15 protein-coding genes are annotated in these 13,702 nt (G+C 35.8%); 10 read left to right on the top strand and 5 right to left on the bottom strand.

Annotated features, from left to right (window positions below; genetic code table 11):
• The first annotated feature begins 140 nt into the window (after window positions 1-140).
• Window positions 141-1,493 carry a hypothetical protein gene (locus tag ACMAYL_RS05085; protein WP_146037754.1) on the top strand — a complete coding sequence of 451 codons (1,353 nt, stop codon included), beginning with the start codon at window positions 141-143 and terminating at the stop codon, window positions 1,491-1,493.
• A 10-nt stretch (window positions 1,494-1,503) separates the two neighbouring features.
• Here ACMAYL_RS05085 and ACMAYL_RS05080 read toward each other — a convergent pair whose 3' ends face one another.
• On the bottom strand, window positions 1,504-3,267 hold the full coding sequence (locus ACMAYL_RS05080; protein WP_103216610.1) for an ABC transporter ATP-binding protein: 1,764 nt from the start codon (window positions 3,265-3,267) through the stop codon (window positions 1,504-1,506).
• A 154-nt stretch (window positions 3,268-3,421) separates the two neighbouring features.
• Complete coding sequence (locus tag ACMAYL_RS05075; RefSeq protein ID WP_103216611.1) at window positions 3,422-3,793, bottom strand: hypothetical protein; 372 nt, start codon at window positions 3,791-3,793, stop codon at window positions 3,422-3,424.
• Window positions 3,794-3,896: 103 nt separating this feature from the next.
• Between ACMAYL_RS05075 and ACMAYL_RS05070 the strand changes: the two genes are divergently transcribed.
• Window positions 3,897-4,523 (top strand): hypothetical protein, encoded by a 627-nt coding sequence (locus ACMAYL_RS05070; protein ID WP_412470832.1) that lies wholly within the window; start codon window positions 3,897-3,899, stop codon window positions 4,521-4,523.
• Window positions 4,524-4,554: 31 nt separating this feature from the next.
• The gene (locus ACMAYL_RS05065; RefSeq protein ID WP_412469814.1) at window positions 4,555-5,160 is read left to right on the top strand and encodes a hypothetical protein; all 606 of its coding nucleotides are present in this window, start codon (window positions 4,555-4,557) and stop codon (window positions 5,158-5,160) included.
• A gap of 3 nt (window positions 5,161-5,163) precedes the next feature.
• On the opposite strand, the gene ACMAYL_RS05060 is transcribed toward ACMAYL_RS05065, so the two are convergent.
• Window positions 5,164-5,991, bottom strand: coding sequence for an Fpg/Nei family DNA glycosylase (locus tag ACMAYL_RS05060; RefSeq protein WP_412470831.1), 828 nt, complete (start codon window positions 5,989-5,991; stop codon window positions 5,164-5,166).
• 259 nt (window positions 5,992-6,250) lie between these two features.
• On the opposite strand from ACMAYL_RS05060, the gene ACMAYL_RS05055 reads away from it, so the two are divergent.
• The 3 genes from ACMAYL_RS05055 to ACMAYL_RS05045 all read left to right on the top strand — a co-directional run bounded on the left by ACMAYL_RS05055 (window position 6,251) and on the right by ACMAYL_RS05045 (window position 9,786).
• Window positions 6,251-7,225, top strand: coding sequence for an RDD family protein (locus ACMAYL_RS05055; protein ID WP_412470830.1), 975 nt, complete (start codon window positions 6,251-6,253; stop codon window positions 7,223-7,225).
• A gap of 54 nt (window positions 7,226-7,279) precedes the next feature.
• Window positions 7,280-8,386, top strand: coding sequence for a hypothetical protein (locus tag ACMAYL_RS05050; RefSeq protein WP_412470829.1), 1,107 nt, complete (start codon window positions 7,280-7,282; stop codon window positions 8,384-8,386).
• 107 nt (window positions 8,387-8,493) lie between these two features.
• Complete coding sequence (locus tag ACMAYL_RS05045) at window positions 8,494-9,786, top strand: tetratricopeptide repeat protein (RefSeq protein ID WP_412470828.1); 1,293 nt, start codon at window positions 8,494-8,496, stop codon at window positions 9,784-9,786.
• A 317-nt stretch (window positions 9,787-10,103) separates the two neighbouring features.
• Here the strand turns inward: ACMAYL_RS05045 and ACMAYL_RS05040 are convergent, their stop codons facing one another.
• On the bottom strand, window positions 10,104-10,871 hold the full coding sequence (locus tag ACMAYL_RS05040; protein ID WP_412470827.1) for a metallophosphoesterase: 768 nt from the start codon (window positions 10,869-10,871) through the stop codon (window positions 10,104-10,106).
• Window positions 10,872-10,932: 61 nt separating this feature from the next.
• Between ACMAYL_RS05040 and ACMAYL_RS05035 the strand changes: the two genes are divergently transcribed.
• The 4 genes from ACMAYL_RS05035 (at window position 10,933) to ACMAYL_RS05020 (ending at window position 12,591) form a co-directional block, all read left to right on the top strand.
• Complete coding sequence (locus tag ACMAYL_RS05035) at window positions 10,933-11,556, top strand: hypothetical protein (RefSeq protein ID WP_412470826.1); 624 nt, start codon at window positions 10,933-10,935, stop codon at window positions 11,554-11,556.
• 15 nt (window positions 11,557-11,571) lie between these two features.
• Entirely contained in the window at window positions 11,572-11,994 is a 423-nt protein-coding gene (locus tag ACMAYL_RS05030; protein ID WP_412470825.1) for an HIT family protein, read from the top strand.
• A gap of 148 nt (window positions 11,995-12,142) precedes the next feature.
• A complete protein-coding gene (locus ACMAYL_RS05025) occupies window positions 12,143-12,283 on the top strand; it encodes a hypothetical protein (RefSeq protein WP_412470824.1) in 141 nt (46 codons plus the stop codon).
• 8 nt (window positions 12,284-12,291) lie between these two features.
• A complete protein-coding gene (locus tag ACMAYL_RS05020; protein ID WP_412462869.1) occupies window positions 12,292-12,591 on the top strand; it encodes a hypothetical protein in 300 nt (99 codons plus the stop codon).
• A 125-nt stretch (window positions 12,592-12,716) separates the two neighbouring features.
• Here the strand turns inward: ACMAYL_RS05020 and ACMAYL_RS05015 are convergent, their stop codons facing one another.
• Window positions 12,717-13,682: a tRNA-dihydrouridine synthase gene (locus tag ACMAYL_RS05015; RefSeq protein ID WP_392991190.1), complete on the bottom strand. Its 966-nt coding sequence runs from the start codon at window positions 13,680-13,682 to the stop codon at window positions 12,717-12,719.
• Window positions 13,683-13,702 lie beyond the last annotated feature (20 nt).

Raw genomic sequence — 13,702 nt, 5'->3', positions numbered from 1 at the left:
AAATGTTTTTACGTATTGCGTTAAAAGTGTGCACAATTCCTAACACTATACTGTCAAAAGTGTTAACACCCAAGGTAATAGATACCAAATCCGAGTTAAAGACTTCTATTTACGAATCTTTTCTGATTTAATTAACTTTAATGAATAAATTCATCAAAAAAATTACATTACTATGCGTGTCGCTTTCTGGCCTTGCTGTCTACGCACAGCTAGATGGAAGTGTGTCATATGAGAAATTTCAACGATTAAATGACCCAGCTAAAAAGTCTGAGTATGACGATTGGGCCCAAATCGAAGGAAATTACGAGACAAGAGCGTGGAATGGTAAGGTTTATGGTGAATTTGCTGCTAGGGCCTATGTTACAAAAGAGCCTGCTTTCAACTTTTCAATGCCTGAAGCTTATATTGAGTTTAAAGATGAAGATAATCGTATCTCTCTTGGCCGCCAGCTTCTTAGATGGAATGAGAACGAAGATTACTGGCTACTTAGTACTCTAAATCCAAACCAAGGTTTCTACTTACTTTCTGAAAAGAAAGAAGGTCTAGTTGGTATTCAATACGATCGCAAATTTAATAAGAATTTAAATTTTTCAGTTTTCTTCTCATACTTCTTTGTTCCAGGAATGAATCCAGGGCTTGAAATTGAAGATGGGAATGTATCGAGTAAGAGTGAGTGGGTAAGACTTCCACCAAAGTACACTGTGCTTGAAGGAAATGTTCTTCCTCTTTATTACACGATCGATATGCCTAATATCTATAATGATGTTGTAAAGAATAAGTCTCTTGGTTTTAGACTTTCTGGAACGAATGAGCAGAAGAGTTCTGAGCTTTCGGCCTTCTTTATCTATAAGCCACAAAATAGTCTTCAAATGAATGCTGATGCTCGCTTTGACCAAGATCGCGACGTTATTGCAGTTGATGCTTCACCGGTTGTTAACCACCATCTTTATTATGGGATTCAATATAAGCAGCAGTTAGGTGACGTGCAAATGGTTGCCGGTGTTGATATGAGTGATCCGACGGCAACTTTTGGAAACGACTTTAAGGTTGTTGACTTTAGCCGTGAAGAAAATAAGAAATTCGAATCTGAGTATTTCAATATTGAGCCTAACTACGAAAAAGAAAGTTACGCCTCTGTCTCATTTAACGTCAATCAAGGTTACTATATGTTTTCTTTAAACTATATCAACCTTCTGACAAATAATGAGCGTGGATCAGATGATTTCTTCTCTGATACTGCGAAGTGGAGTAATGCTCTTGGTATGCGTGGGCGTTATTATTTTAATGACTTCATCAATGTGATGGGGGACTTAAAGTATGACTTTGATCGCGATGATATCATCCTAAAGGCTGAAGCGACTTATGCTTTTTGGCGTGGCGCTGCTAGTTTAAATTTAGGTGCCGAGCTGATTAAGTCGCCAAATAAGAATTCTTATTGGTCGGCTTACCGAGCTAACGACACCATCTATTCGTCTTTGAAGTTTGCTTTCTAAAATTTGCTTTCTAAGCAGTTCCTGTCTGAACACTCCATAGTGCTTTATAAAGACCTTCTTGAGCGATAAGTTCTTCGTGAGTTCCACGTTGTTCAATCTTTCCTTCATTTAAAACACAAATCTGATCCGCATGAATAATTGTTGAAAGCCTATGGGCAACCATGACAGTAGTGCGTCCTTTTGTGATCGTTTTAAGAGAGCGCTGAATGGCCGCTTCTGTTTCATTATCAATGGCACTTGTGGCCTCATCAAAAATGAAAAGTTTCGGATCCTTTAAGATGGCACGTGCAATGGCAATACGCTGTCTTTGACCACCTGAAAGTTTTTGCCCGCGCTCACCAACGATTGTCTGATAGCCGTTAGGTAGAAGCTCGATAAAGTCATGTGCCTCTGCAAGTTTTGCGGCCCTCATGGCATCAACTTCAGATGCTCCTTGCGAGCCGTAGATGATATTTTCTAAGACAGTCCCATGAAAGAGGTAAGTTTCTTGTGAGACAAACCCAATGTGAGAGCGCAGTGAATTCTGCTTTAGCTCTCTAATATTGTGGCCATCAAAATTAACGGAACCAATTTGTGGATCATAAAAACGCTGAAGAAGTTTAAGCATTGTGGACTTTCCTGAGCCTGTTGGCCCAACAAGTGCAATAGTTTGTCCTTCTTCAATTTTAAGATTGATATCTTTAAGGCCAGTGTTGTCTTCTTCATCGTATTTAAAGTTAATACCACTAAATTCAACAGCTCCTTTAAATTCTTCAAGCTCTTTATCACCATCAGTTACTTTAACTTCTGTTTCAATTAGCTCCATCACTCGAGATGTTGAGGCCATTGATCTTTGGTAAAGATCAAAAGTTTCACCAAGTCTTGTTAGTGGCCAAAGTAGTCTTTGAACTAAGAAGATTAGAACAGAGTAAGAACCAACTTCTAGCTTTCCATCAAGAACATCGATACCACCGATGATTAGAGTGAATAGGAAGCCACAAAGAACGGCCATTCTAATGATTGGACTAAAAGAAGAAGAGACGCGAATGGCATCTTTATTGGCCTTAGCATATTGATTTGATTGCTTCTCTAAGCGGTCATATTCGAATCTTTGAGCAACGTATGACTTAATCGTCATCATCCCTGCAATATTATTTACAAGCATACTCGCAAGTAGTCCGGCCTCACTTCTAACATTTTGATAGCGAGGTTGTACCTTCTTTTGAAAGTAGAAACTTCCCCAAAGAATAAATGGGACAGGTGTTAATGATAGTAGGGCAATTTGCGGAGAAAGATAAAAGAAGATTCCACCGATAGAGACAACTGTTGTTAGGGTTTGAATAATATCATTGGCCCCAACATCTAAGAAGCGCTCTAGTTGGTTGATGTCGTCATTTAGAATTGTCGCTAAATTCCCAGAGTTATTATCTTGATAGAAAGAGATGTGTAAGTTTTGAAGATGATCGTAGGCTTCCATACGAAGATCGTGTTGAACTTCTTGGGCCAGTCCACGCCACCATAGTTTTAATAAGTATTCAAATAATGACTCCAGGGCCCAAATCACAAATGTGAGAAAACCTAGAATGTAGATTTGTTCAACTTTGTCTGTCACTCCCATGCCTGCAAGGAATGAGTCTTCTTGCTTGACGACTGTATCAACGGCAAGACCGATTAAAAGGGGAGGAGCAATGTCGAATACTTTATTTAAAACTGAAAAGAACGAGGCCGTATAAATTTGGCCGCGCTTATTTTTAAAATGATTGATTAGTTTTTGTAATGGGGATTGAGTTTCCATTTAGACCTCGTATGCGTGTACTTTTATGTGTATGCATTATGGCCTATTATTCTCAATTTGAAAAAAGTTCCTCAGGTGTACTCAGATTATATTGAATCGAAGTGCTTTTTAAGTACACCTGAGGGGAATTTAGTCACCTTTCCTAGTGACTTACTTAGATTACTAAACTGCTGGCAAATTCAAAATTTCCCTTTCGTTCCTTATCTTTTGAAGAAGCGTCCCTCGCTTCTACAATAGTGCTTGCCTCTTCTTGGGCAGCTTCTGCAAAGTAGTTATCAATAGTTTGCTCATAGTCTTTTAGTAGTACTTCTTTAAGTTCTTCCTTAGATACTTTTAGAACACTACATACAGTATTTAGTGAACGTAGTGGTACTGAGCAAAGCCCACGTTCAATATTACTTATAAATTGCCCGTTCTTATAACCTAGGCGGTACGACAATCCTTGTTGTGACACCTTAGGTGATAAAGAACGTCTTTTGACTCTAATTAATTCAGCGATGTTCTCAAACACTCTTCTTTCTTTCATCCATAACCTCCAGTTTTATTATTTACCAACTATTGTTATTGGTACAACATGATGATAATATGTTTAGGCAATATTATTTACTTACAAATACGTAAGGTTTACTATGTCAATAAAATTAAAGGCTTACACATCTAATCATAAGAAAATCTTTAGGGAGGCGGAAATCGAGGCCCTCTATGGTGCCAAGTTTGAGTATTTAGATGAATTACCATTTGACCTTCGCCCTGGAGAAATTCTGCTTTTAGACCTCGATGAGATCACTGATGAGTTCATTGATATGGCCCAATATACAAGAGTTAAGTTCGTGACGCTGGTTGATACGCTTAAGCAGCACAACTTAAATCGTTTGCTTCCAATTGGTGGAAATTTATTTGCTGTTAAGGGCACACCATTTGAAGACTTCATGGAAATTCTCACAAGTCGCATTCATCAAATGGAGATGTTTAAGATACTTCACCTAGTTAGTCATACCGATGTTGAATTATTTCGCTTTATTCTAAGGGCAGGTAATGGAGAGAAGTCTAAATTAAGTGAACTTATTTTTGGCTCCACTAGTGAAAGTACGATGGACGTAAATTTAAGTCGTTTAAGAAAGAAGCTGCGTGATCCAAATATCGGCGATGACTTCTTTCGTATTATCACAAAGAGCGGAAGACTCTATGTGGTCAGTCGTTTAACGAATTACGAAATACCAAAACATTTATTAGAAAAAATTAAGATTCCTACCTAGTCGTTTCAAGTAAAATTACTTAGAGGTAGAAATGAAAATTTTGGCATACACAAGTGATAAGAGAAAACTCTTTCATGCGGATGCTATTGAAGAAGCGTTCGGACTTACAATTGAATACTTAGATGTCCTACCTTCTCAAACAGGAGTTGGAGAACTTCTTATTATTGAACTCGATACAATTCCAGATGAGCTCATTGAAGAAATCAAATATACCACTCTAAAATTTGTCTATGTGATCGATGACTTTACTCAGCCAAACCTTAATCGCTTTCTACCGCTTGGAGGAAACCTGTGTGTGCTAAAGAGCATGGGGGAGAAGGAGTTTATCGACGCCCTCTATGGCCGCTTTCACTTAATGGAAATTTACAAACTCTTTCACATCATAAGCCGAACTGACATGGAACTCTTTCGTCTCATCAATCGCGCGGGTAACGGAGAAAAGGGAAAGCTTACAGATATTCTCTTTGGTTCAACTAGTGAGAACACAATGGATGTGAGTTTAAGTCGTCTTAGAAAAAAACTTCGCGACCCTGAAATAGGAAATGACTTCTTTCGTATCATCACAAAGAAGGGAAGACTCTATTTAGTAAATCAATTAAATCACTATAAGATTGAAGATTATCTAATTGTGGAGTAAGTCTTATTTCTGACAGTGAGGACAGTAGTAAGTCCCACGTTGAGCAAGTGTGATCTTCTTAACTTCTGTCTCTTTACAAAGTCCACAAATCTTTTGATAGAACACCACAAGATTTTTTACACCTTCTCCTTTTTCACCAAAGGCATCTTGATAGCCACCAGAGAAAGTCGTGCCACCAGTACTAATAGAATCATCTAAAACAATCTTTACGGCCATGAAAACTTTTTCAAGCTCAAGCTTTGTAAGTGTCTTCATACGACGAGTCGGGCGAACTCCCGCACGGGCGCATATTTCACTGGCCATATAATTTCCAACACCAGAAAAAAAGTTCTGCTCTAAAAGAAACGGCTTTAAAACTTTATTAGGCCTTTCTTTTTTAAGCATCAAAAGATACTCAAGTGTGAACTCTGCTTTTGAAACATCAGGTCCTAAGCGCGTAAGCCAAGTCGCTTCATTTGGTGGAGAGTAGAGGTGAAAGACTCCAAAGCGTCTCGGGTCGATGTAGCCCAAGTGCAGAGGGCCTTTGGCATTTGTTCCTATGAGTTTTATGTGAGTGTGTTTTTCTGTAATTTCTTGCGTAGCAATTCGCCACGACCCCGACATCCCTAAACCTGAAATTGCACGCCATTCATTTCCGTCTTGATCAGTGAAGAAAAAGCGCAGAACTTTTCCTTGGCGCTCCACTCGCTCAAGAGTCATGCCTTTGGGGTTGAAGTCCTTGTCTTTCACAATCGAGTCACTCACGTCAGAGTAGACGACGTTTTCGATCTCCATTGGGAGAACGTGTGAGATTTGTGATTTGATGGTTTCGACTTCGGGTAATTCTGGCACTTTGAAAATCCTCTTTTGTGTGAGGAGTAGCTTAACATTTTCGAAAATTTATTTGAACTTTTTTTGACTTTAAAATCTTGAGGTGCAGTTTAGGTTGGAATTGTAAGGTGTTCATTTTGTTATTGGGGTGGGTTCGGGTGGTGCGTATGTTGCTGGAATTATTGAGGTTTTGGTGGTGTACGGGGTTAAGTTTTGGGTATTAACGAGCGAAGAGTATAAAAGTCAGTTATTAATAAAGCCTTATTGCGAGGGAGAAGATGTGATTGATAAAGAAATATCAGCAGGAATATTTAGGCGAATTGTTGCAAACTTTATTGATGGTGTATTTATCATATTAATTAGTGCAACAATTACACTTCCTTTCAGTTCTTACTTTGTTGGAAAAGATTTAATTGCAAATATTATTTTTATGATCTTTACGCTTCTATACTTTTCATTTTTTGAAAGTAGTGAGAAGTCAACATTTGGAAAGAGGGCCCTTAATATAAAAGTCATTAACGAAGATGGTGCTCCTCCGAGTTATCTTAGGGCATTCGGAAGAAGATTTATTATAGCTGTTGTATCTTTTAATATGGTATTTGGAAGCTTGCCTATATTTATAAACCCATCATATGCAAAAGTGACTCAACCGATCTTTTATAGTCTTATAGGTATAATAACGGTTGGTCTTTTGCTTTTTACATTCTTTCATCCTCAAAAGAGAGGAATACATGATCTTCTTTTTAAAACTCGTGTGGTGTTAAAAGAAGAACGAAATGTAGCTTTTTCAAAATTTAAAAACTTTACACCTATAGCGAGCTCCATTGCTGGTCTAGTTTCTTTGATCATTATCTCTGGTGTAACTTATGTCTATATGAATCCTAGCTTTATTATGAGTGATAGCACTTATAATGAAATTAATTTCTTAAGAAAAAAGATTTCTCATTATATCGACAATGAAAATGTCCGTGTTACATTTACAAACTTTACTAGTAGTTCAAGTAACAATAATGGAACTTATCTTAATGTGACGATTCTTGTTCCAGAATTAAAATACAAAGATTTAGCTTATCAGGAATCTCTCATGGCTGATGTTAGTAAGGCAGTTATGGAGTTGTACGAAGTTGATGATTTTAAAAATGTAAGTGTGACTTTCTATAGACAGAAGTACTTCGGAATTATTGAGTTTAAGGACTACGATAAAAAAACACTTGATTTGCAAGAATACAGTAAGAGAGTCCCTACTTCTGTGTAGTGAGGATATAGTGTTGTAGTAAAAAATGTATATTAACTTGAATAAGAGGCAATTTTGAATAAAGCTAAAAATATTATTACTTCGTATTTTTATCTACTCGTTCTATTTTTATTTTTCATTACGTGTACGACAGTATCTGAAATAACTAATAATAAAGATTACGATAATGAAATTAAGACTGCCCTTAAATTATCTTCCTTGATTTATAAAACTAATGATGGAAATCTTTTATGTGAAAATAATAGCGATTGTAAGTTATCAGGTCACATAGGACATGCGGGGATGTATATCCAGGATGATAAGGTTTATGTAGTATTCAAAGGAACTGACTTCTTTTCTAAAGAATTATTTTTTAACTTCTCAAGTCATTTAAAATTAAAAATATTATTCCTTGTGATTTGTTCTCTGTTCCTTTTGTTTCGTAAACAAATTGAGTTACGAAGGAATAGAATGTTTGCTAATTATCTTCCTAATAATTTAATCTTGCTTGCTAAGGTTGTTAGTTCGATTACGGTTATCCTGTTCGCATCATGTACTTTTTTATATTTACTTCATTCATTTAAAAATGATATTTCATCTTATTTAGCTAGCGAAGTTTCTTTAACAAAATCATATAGTATTGAACCAAAAGTTAGGGAAAGTTTAGGTAAACGAAAGTTGATTGTAACAGGGCATAGTAAAGGTGGTGTTGAAGCATCAATTTTTTTAAATAGATTCAATGATGTCAGTGAGAAGAGGCTTATTACTTTTGCTTCTACATTCACACCAACTAACTCATATAAATCTACTAATTATTTGACTGGGTTTGATTTGACACAGTACTTTATTTCAAATCGAATACATAATGCGGGGAATGACTATAAATATATAGAAAGTATGCCGTTCTTTTATGTTATGTCTATTTTTCTTTTTCTTGCTTTAGCTGTATTTTCTCCAATAACTCTATTTTTCCTCTTAAAGATTGCAATTTTTAATTTTAGTGGAAGGGCGAGTTATGTTAAGTTTTATAGAGGTTTATATCAGAACTCTATTGTAAGATTTCTTCGTGAACATCGATTAATAGTCACTCTTTTTGTAGATGCTACCTTACTTCTTTTGATATTTTTATCTTTCGCATATTTTGGTCATAGTATAATTTTATTCGAATTTATTATGCTTTAGGTTTTTCTTATAACACAAGTAAGGCATCAGTTTCGCTCTGTACAGAAACGCCACGAAAAGGGATCTGAGACCTAGTTTTCAAAAATATATTTAGAATGAGGAGTCATGTGAATTATTTAAAAATAATTAATTTGAGAAATTTTCTAACTGTTTTAATTGCATTGATAAGTATCAATGTTTTTTCATCGGACGAAATCAATGAGATAAAAAACATGAAAATAGAGAACTTAAAATTGCAGAAGAAACTTTCTGCTAAGGAAAGTGAGTATAATCAACTTAGTATTAGTATTAAGAGAGAGATAGAAGAATATAATTCACGATTAGAACGTTTAGAAAAAATAAAAAATTATAAAGAGATGATACTCAGTGCTGTAGAGGAAAAAGGGATAGAGAAAATATCGGAAAATGATTTGAGTAGGTATCATTTAATTAAGAGAGAGGAAATGCTACAGAATAGTGTAGAGAATATCGGTCATGCATTTACAATCTTCTCGACATTCTTAGCTCTGATTTCTATTTTTTTAGGTGGGGTTGGATATATCTTTAATAATAAACTGAAAGAAGCTAAAGAGCATTTAGATGAGTTCAAGACAGCTCAAAAAGAAACGATGGATTTCAATAATTATATGTCTAAAAAACGCCACGAGTTAGAAGAGCAAGCACATAAGTATAGAGAACATTATGAAGATAGTAGAAAAATGATTCAAAAAATTGAAAATGGTACAAAAGCTTCTAAAGATATAGACAAGTTGATTGAGGAACAAAATCAACGAATATTAGAACTAGAAAAGTTTGGAGTTACACTTTCATATAGAGATTTATACGACAGAGCAGAGGCTGAAAAGGTGAAGAATAATTATATGGAAGCATTACTGTTAATTAATAAATCTATAGAGCTAGAGCCCGATTATATTTATTCACTTTATTTGAAGATTGATATTCTCATTGGATTAAATAAAGCTGATGAGGTAAGAGAATTGGTAAATATACTTAAAGCTAGAGATAAGAACAACGGGACAAGATTGTCATCTCTAGGACATTCAATGAGTAAGGTAGGGGATCACACAGCAGCGTTAACTCTGTATGATGAAGCTTTGAAGTTAGAACCTACTCTATTTGCTACATATATAAATAGGGCGATATCATATACGCATTTGAATCAGTTTGATAAGGCTGGTGAGGATTTAAAGAGGGCATCTACTATTAAACCAAATGACAAAAATTTAATGTATAATTTCGGATGCTATTACGCAAGAGTTAAAAATAATGAGCTTGCATTGGATTATTTAAAAAAAGCAATTGATATGGATGATAAGTATATAGAAATGGCCCATAATGATCCAGACTTCGAATGTCTGAAGGATTGTAATAACTTTATTGAAATGACAAAGAGAGTTTGAAACTCTTGTATGTGTTTTTTATTTCCAACAGCATTTCTTCATAATGTGTTATATGGTTCCAAGTGCCTTTTCTTTACGCAAGGTCAATGAAAATGTACCAGGGATCAAATTTTAAAGTTAATCTTTCGGAGCTGTAATGAATAACTGTATATTTTGTAAAATCTTAAAAGGTGAGGCTGATGCCAGCTTTGTTTACAAGAGTGACAAGGTCACGGCATTCATGGACCTCAATCCGATTAACAGAATAGTATCCAGGTGCTTTTTCATTACGCAAGGACAACGAAGTAGCACCTGAGATTAGTTTTTATTGAGATATATCAATAACGAATTTCAATGAATACCAACTCTGGACGACAGTTAAACCTTATCGGTAAAATTGAATTACCTATTCCTCGACTGACAAAGAGTTCTTTGTTTTCCTTCTTATACCATCCCGAAATATAGTTATCTGTGCCATATGGAGTCCATAAAGGGCCGTAGAGTGGAATTCTTACTTGTCCACCATGTGAATGTCCTGCGAGAGAGAGGGGGATTGAGTTGGGAATGGTGTCGAAGAAATCAGGAGTATGAAAGAGTGCGATATTTAGTAGAGAACTATCTACACTCTTTAATAATTTGGTTGCAGGTACTCCAATTAGATCATCAAATCCAATTAAGTTTAAATCTTTGTCTATTTGTTTCATTGAATTAGTCAGATCGATAATGCCTGCTTTTTGGAATAGTTCTTCTTTGTTTGGGAGTTCTTCCCATATATCCCAGTTACCTTGGACAAAGTAGACTCCTTTAGGAGCTTTCATTTCTCTTAGTACTTCTAGGTAACCTTCATATGTTCCATCAGGCGTCGCTAAGTCTCCTGTGATAACTATAATGTCAGGCTTTTCTTTTTGTAGAGCTGAAATTACTTTCTTTTCAATTGTACCTAAGCCCTTAGTATGGAGGTCAGAAATGTGTGCTATTTTAAGAGTTGTCTTACCATCATTATATTTACGATTGTAATGGCTAATCTCTAAGTCACTTGGGCAATAGTAAAAGCTATATAACCCTATAACGAATAGAATTAGAAGAAAGGCGAGTTTTTTATTCATGACTTATTTTAGCATCATTTAATAATGTTGAAATATTTTTTATTTGCATGATAATATTCTTATGAACGAGATAGAGAGAGCAAAACAAATTAAAGTCCTTTTGAGTCTAGCAAGCGTTGATGACGACATTCATCCGTACGAAATTCGCTTTCTAACAAAGTTTATCAAGTCTCATTTTAGTGAAGAAGTAGCACGTGAATTAATAGGTGAGATAACAAATCCTAAGCGTAGCTATCTTTCAGTATTTAAGACAATTGATAATTTTTATCATCGAGGCGCTACGTTAGAATTAGCGCGATCGCTTCTTCACATGGATAAGAAGTTCACACCTGAGGAAAAAGTAGCTTTTGATCTTCTAAGTCAGGCGCATCGTGAAATGTCAGGTGACTTAATTGAGACGCAGAAGAAGGCAATGACCGAATACTTAAAAGCTGAGAATGAAAAGGAGTACAATAGAGAAACAGCAAGTGTAATAAAGCTTCTCAATCAGCGTTTTTACTATCAGCATACTTTCTCTTTCGGTTTTTTGTTTTTCAGATTAGCCTATTTAATTTCGAGGTTTTTTAGAAGACGTAGTCGTTTAGCATTTGTTATTGGCTTAATACTTGCCGTCTGGATGCTTGTTTTGATGGTGGAAAGAATTATTCTATCTGAATATATAAAAAAAGCCTTTGCTGTTAATTAAACTATTGGAGTCGTAATGAGTAATTGTATATTTTGTAAAATCCTAAACGATGAGGCTGATGCTAGCTTTGTTTACAAGAGTGACAAGGTCACGGCATTCATGGACCTCAATCCGATTAATAAAGGGCATGTACTGGTTATCCCTAATGAGCACCATGAGAGATTCTCTTACGTAAATAGTGATATGGTTGCTGAGATGTTTAAAGTAGCTCAAAATATACTAAAGGCCATAGAGAAGTCTGACATATCTTGCGAGGGAGCGAATCTTTTTCTTTCAGACGGTGAAATTGCTGGCCAAGAAGTTCCACACTCTCATCTTCACATAGCACCAAGGTTCACAGGTGACGGTCATCGAATGGGCTTTTCAGGCACTGATCCTGATGAGTCATCAAGAGACAAGTTAAATGAAACAGCTAAGTTAATAGCTGATAAACTTTAAAACAGTTCTCGACTAATTCTCATTTAAAGTTCTAGGTAATTTCCCTTAGAAGCCAATGAAGGATTGGGCAAGAGTGGTTATAGTCGAATTTGGGTAATGCTTTGATTTCAGAAACTTAGACAGTGCGAATCTATGATAAAATATCTTTATGAAAGACGGTGAGTTCAGATTTGGGCCCGAATCAAAAGATGAATTTAAAAAAGATATGATTGAATTAATTTTCAATCTTTGGGAGCTATGGCTATTTGTTATAGTTCTAATTATTGTCTTTATCCGCTTTCTCTTCTAGAGGAGTCTATGGAATATAAGTATACACAAACGTTTATTGGGAAAATACATGCCGCTCTGGTTGCTCCGACAATTCCGCTGCTTATCATTTTATATTATCTAAAATACATTAAAGACAAAGAACCTAATCTTTGGGGACTCATAATTTCATTTATTGGCCTAGGACTTTTTCTAAAGGCCAAATTTTCAATAATAAAGAACAAAAAGCTTATCTCATTTGGTTGTGATCTTATGGACCAAAAGAACTCTTTATTTTACTTTGTTGGTTGGCTTCTAATGATTGCTGGGTACTTTTTATCTTGGAGTTAATTCAATAAATAGTTCCAGATGCTTTTTCTTTACCAAGTTTAACGAAAAGGTTCCTTGAATGGATCAACGCCACTATCAAAAGCTCCTTTAAATAAGCTTTCAGTTGCTTAGATGATGAAAACAAATTAATCCAAAAAATCAGGATTAAGATCCTGCTCAAAGATCCACTCAACGACATCATTGTAGTGCTCGATGGACTTGGCCTTTTTCACTTTCTTGTAAACCTTATGCTCATTTTCAAAGATATCTTTGAAGTAGAGCCAATGGCCACGCATCTTTTGTAGGTAGTCTGATTTGGCATTATCCATTGAGAGGTATTCTTCAGTCATTAGCTTATGCATTTCAATGAATTTTGCCAGATAGGTTTGTTCGTTAAACTTAGAACCTTTGATTTGGGCCATGAGCGCTGGATTTGAAAGGCCCGCGCGTCCTACCATCCAGCGATTAATCTGCGGAAATCTTGCCTTGTAAGTCTTGAAGTCTTCAACTGTATTAATGTCACCGTTATAGCAAGGAGGTGTATTTAAAAGAGGTAGGCACTCTTCAAAAGCATCAAGGTCAACACCGCCAACATAGATCTGTTTTCCGTAGCGAGCATGGATTGTGAAATCATTAATTTCTAATTTATTAATCATGGGAATGATCTCTTTAATTTCTGAGACATCCTCACGCCCAAGGCGAATCTTAACCGTAAATTCGATGGGACATTTTTCTTTAATTCCTGTTAAGAGCTTTTCTACTTTTTGAGGATGAAGAAGAAGTCCTGAGCCTTTTGTTCGATTGGCCACCATTGGATATGGGCAGCCCATATTCAAATTAACTTTCTTAACACCAAAGTCTTTATAGATATTGGCCACATAGAGGAATTGATCAATTTCCTTTGTAAGAATTTGGGCCGTTGTAGGAATGAGATTTTTTTCGGGAAGAACATCGTGGAGTTGACGTTCATTGAGTTCATTTGATTCTTTCGTCACGATATAAGGAGCGATGGCACTATCAGCGCCAGAAAAGGTCTGCTCCAAGGCATTGCGATAAACATAGTTGGTTACGCCGCGAATAGGGGCGAGGACCAGGTGATCATTAAAACTCATTTGTCTTTATTACTCTAAAT

This window comes from Halobacteriovorax sp. RT-2-4, assembly GCF_047085445.1.
Classification (GTDB): domain Bacteria; phylum Bdellovibrionota; class Bacteriovoracia; order Bacteriovoracales; family Bacteriovoracaceae; genus Halobacteriovorax_A.
Note: the sequence above shows the minus strand (reverse complement) of the source record. Positions and strands in the feature narration are given on the sequence as shown.